This window comes from Deinococcus rhizophilus, from assembly GCF_030271215.1.
GTDB lineage: Bacteria > Deinococcota > Deinococci > Deinococcales > Deinococcaceae > Deinococcus > Deinococcus rhizophilus.
Genome location: NZ_JASNGB010000242.1, coordinates 1 through 3,516 on the forward strand (window position 1 = coordinate 1; position 3,516 = coordinate 3,516).

General features: G+C 73.6%; 4 protein-coding genes and 1 pseudogene. All 5 read right to left on the minus strand.

Annotated features, from left to right (window positions below; translation table 11 throughout):
• Positions 1-229, minus strand: a 229-nt coding sequence (locus tag QOL99_RS15900; protein ID WP_285525255.1) for a LysE family transporter, incomplete at its 3' end; no start/stop codon positions are given.
• Positions 230-553: 324 nt separating this feature from the next.
• Positions 554-1,747: a kynureninase gene (gene kynU / locus QOL99_RS15905; protein ID WP_285525256.1), complete on the minus strand. Its 1,194-nt coding sequence runs from the start codon at positions 1,745-1,747 to the stop codon at positions 554-556.
• On the minus strand, positions 1,744-2,385 hold the full coding sequence (locus QOL99_RS15910) for a cyclase family protein (protein WP_285525258.1): 642 nt from the start codon (positions 2,383-2,385) through the stop codon (positions 1,744-1,746). The genes kynU and QOL99_RS15910 overlap by 4 nt, the downstream gene beginning before the upstream one ends.
• 66 nt (positions 2,386-2,451) lie before the next feature.
• Complete coding sequence (locus tag QOL99_RS15915) at positions 2,452-2,934, minus strand: hypothetical protein (RefSeq protein ID WP_285525260.1); 483 nt, start codon at positions 2,932-2,934, stop codon at positions 2,452-2,454.
• A 152-nt stretch (positions 2,935-3,086) separates the two neighbouring features.
• A pseudogene (locus QOL99_RS15920) lies at positions 3,087-3,516 on the minus strand (vWA domain-containing protein); the annotation flags it as partial.

Consider the following 3,516-nt stretch of genomic DNA (forward strand, 5'->3'; position numbering starts at 1 on the left):
CCAGCCGCACCGCCTCGTACAGCGCCGCGCTGCGGGCCAGCAGCACGCTCAGGCCCAGGGCGCTCAGGGCGGCGTGGACCAGCAGCCCGCTCGTCACGCCCAGAACGGCCCCGAATCCTGCCGGGCGCCCGCCCGCCAGCGCCGCCCGCGTGACCAGCGCCGTGTCGGCCCCCGGCGTGACGGTCAGCAGCAGCGAGAACACGGCAAAGCTCAGCGCGGCGGAGTCCATGCCCCAGCCTAGCGGGCTGGCGGCTCCCGCCGTGTGGCCCGCGCAGTCATACGGGTTCCGTCCAAGGCCTTTCCTGGCGGGACACCACCGGAAGGAACTCCATCTCCCGGAACCCGCCCTTTCTCCTTCCCGCCTCCGCCCGGACCCCCATCACCCCGTCAACGATTCCACCGGAGTCCGTGTCAGGGGGCCCTACGTCACCAGCCCCGCCGCCTGCGCCGCCCGGTGTGCCCCGGTGTCCAGCAGCTCGCGCAGGACNTCCCGCCTCCGCCCGGACCCCCATCACCCCGTCAACGATTCCACCGGAGTCCGTGTCAGGGGGCCCTACGTCACCAGCCCCGCCGCCTGCGCCGCCCGGTGTGCCCCGGTGTCCAGCAGCTCGCGCAGGACGCGCACCGTCTCCCCGAGTTCAGCTTCGGTGTTGTAGAGGGCCACGGGCGCGAGGCGCAGGATGTCGGGCTGCCGGAAGTCGGGGACGATGCCGCGCGAGCGCAGGGCGAGGCTCAGGGCGTGCGCCTCCGGGTGCGACAGGGCGACGTGCCCGCCCCGGCGTTCCGGCTCGGACGGGGTGACCACGCGCAACTCGGGCAGGTGCTCGGCCACCAGCGCCATCAGGTGCGAGGTCAGCTTCAGGCTGCGGGCGCGAATCTCGGCCATGCCCACCGTGTCAAAGACGGTCAGCGCCCCCTCCAGCGCGGCCAGCGCCAGGATCGGCGGCGTCCCGAGTTGATACGCTCCGGCCCCCGCCGCCGGGCGGAACTCGTGCGCCATCTCGAACTGGGTGCCCTTGTCGTGGCCCCACCACCCGCGCAGGCCGGGGCCGAGGCCGTGGTGCCGCCCGTGCAGGAAGAGGCCCCCCGGTGCGCCCGGCCCCGCGTTGACGTACTTGTAATGGCACCACACCGCGAAGTCGGCCCCCGCCGCGCGAAAGTCGTGCGGCACGCTCCCGATGCTGTGGGCGGCGTCCCAGCCGATCAGCACGCCGCGCTCCTGGGCCAGCCGCGTCACACCGGGCACGTCCAGCAGTTGCCCGGAGCGGTAGAGCACGGTGGGCAGCAGCGCCAGCGCCACGTCGTCCCCCAACGCCGCCGCGACGTCCTCGTCGTGGAGGGTGTGACCGTCGCGGCTCCCGATCAGGCGGACCTCCGCCCCGTGCCGCGCGGCCCAGCTCTGGAGGGCATACACGTCCGACGGAAAGTCCAGCGAGGTGGCGACGAGGTGCCGCCGCTCGCCCACCGGCCGGTACAGGGTGGCGAGGAGCGAATGGAGGTTGGCGGTGATGCTCCCGGTGGCGATCACCTCGTGGGGGTGCGCCCCGACCAGCCGCCCAACCTGCGGCGACACGGACTCCGCGAGGCCGAACCAGTGGTCCCAGCCGCCCACCGCGTCGCGCCCCCACTCGCCCAGGCGCCGCAGCACCGCCTCCCGCGCCGCGTGGGGCATCAGGCCCAGGCTGTTGCCGTCGAGGTAGATGCCGGGCGGCATGGCAAAGAGGTCACGTCTCAGGGCGGCAGTCATCCGGACACCTCCGCAAGCGTCCCGGCGGGCAGCAGCACCGCGCGGGCAGGGGCACCGTCCGCCCCGACGAGGGGGAGCGGCAGGCAGACGAGGTCATACTCGCCGTCCGCGACCCCGCTGAGGTTGAGGCCCTCCAGAATCAGGATTCCGGCCCCCAGGCAGGCGTGGTGGGCGTCCAGCGTCTTGCTCGTCAGCGGGTCCACGCTGGGGCTGTCGGTGCCGATCAGCCGCACCCCGCGCCGGGCGGCCTCGCGCACGAATTCGGGCGACAGGGCCGCGAAGGCCGAAGGGAACTCGGCCCAGTGGGCAGGCTGGCCGGTGTGCAGCAGCAGCCGGGGTGGGAGCGCGTCCGGCAGCCCGTCCAGCACCTCCGGCCCCACCAGCTCCTCCCGCGCCCGCACGGTCAGCACCCGGCAGCGGCCCAGGTAGGGGTCCAGGCCGACCTCGTCGAGCCTCGGCGCGCCCTCGGCGTAGTGCCAGGGGGCGTCCACATGGGTGCCGGTGTGGGTGCTGGTCCGCAGTTCGCCCGTGTTCACGCTGTCGCCCCGCGCGATCCGGGCCCCCGGTTCCAGGCGGTACGGCGTGTCCCCCGGCCAGGTGGGGTGGCCGGGGGTGAGGGCTCTGGAGATGTCGTGCATGGTGGGGAAGCTATCAGCTTTCGGCGGTCGGCTTTCAGCGGCGGGACGCCCGTGCCGACCGCCCACTCAGGTCCCTGGCGTGCTGCCCGGAAACACCGCCACGCGGCCCACCATGTACGCGCAGCCATACAGGAAGAGGGTCGCCAGGGGCAAAAAGCGCAGGCCCCGGCGGTGCTCGACGAGCTTGCCCCGGACCAGCACCTCCAGCACGTACAGGCTCAGCAGGCAGAAGGCCGAGTACATCCAGTGTTCCCAGTCGCGGCTGGGGTCGGCGGGGTAGCCGTACCTGGTCTGGTCGCCCTGCACGGCGGTGGCGCTGGGCACCTTCGCCCCGCCCAGCGAGAGAATCACACCCGTCACGACCGGGATCAGCGTCAGCACCCAGGTCAGGCGCAGCCACAGCAGGAAGCCGCCGCGCACCTCTCCCTTCAGCGCCGGGCCGAGGCTCCAGACAAACAGCACCAGGGTCACGAGCGCGTAGGGCGTGGGAAACAAGAAGGCCAGCCCACTGTTGAACTGGTACCCGTGAATGAGCCGCAGCAACTCCATGGGGAGCAGCCTAACCTGAACCGGGCACCCCACCGCCCGCACGGAATCCGCTGGTGTTCCTGCCCCCGTCGGCCGGAGTTCCCGCGGTGTTCACCCTCCTGCTCCCGGCACCCGTACCTCCACCGGCATCTGCACTTCCACCGGCTCCCGGCTCACCACTCCAGCCGCGTCTCTGGCGGGAGATAGGTGCCGGGCCGCAGTTCGGCGCCGTCGGCCGCGCGGCGCAGCCGGAGCCCGGCGGGGACGGTCGCCAGCAACAGGCGCGGACCGCTGACGGTCACCCGCAGCCCCTCCAGCGCGGGGGCACCCAGCAGCAGCCCGAGGTCCACCAGCCCCGGCCTCAGCGTCAGGGCGTGCTCGCCGTAGGGACCGCTCAGGCGCAGGCCCACCCCGTCGGCATGCAGCGAGAGCGGCAGCCCCAGGCCCACCAGACTCCCCAGCGGCGGGTGCGGCGAGCGGACCCCGTGGGCCACCGCCAGCCCCAGCAGGGTCCCGGGACGCACGACCTCTCCCCCCCGCAGCAGCCGGGTGCCCTGGCTGACCTCCAGGTCGGCGGGCACGCGCAGCACCCGCAGGCCGCCG

Bases quoted from the DNA above. Each gene is read 5' to 3' on its own strand.
- kynU (WP_285525256.1), bottom strand. From the start codon at position 1,747: ATGACTGCCGCCCTGAGACGTGACCTCTTTGCCATGCCGCCCGGCATC.
- QOL99_RS15915 (WP_285525260.1), bottom strand. From the start codon at position 2,934: ATGGAGTTGCTGCGGCTCATTCACGGGTACCAGTTCAACAGTGGGCTG.
- QOL99_RS15910 (WP_285525258.1), bottom strand. From the start codon at position 2,385: ATGCACGACATCTCCAGAGCCCTCACCCCCGGCCACCCCACCTGGCCG.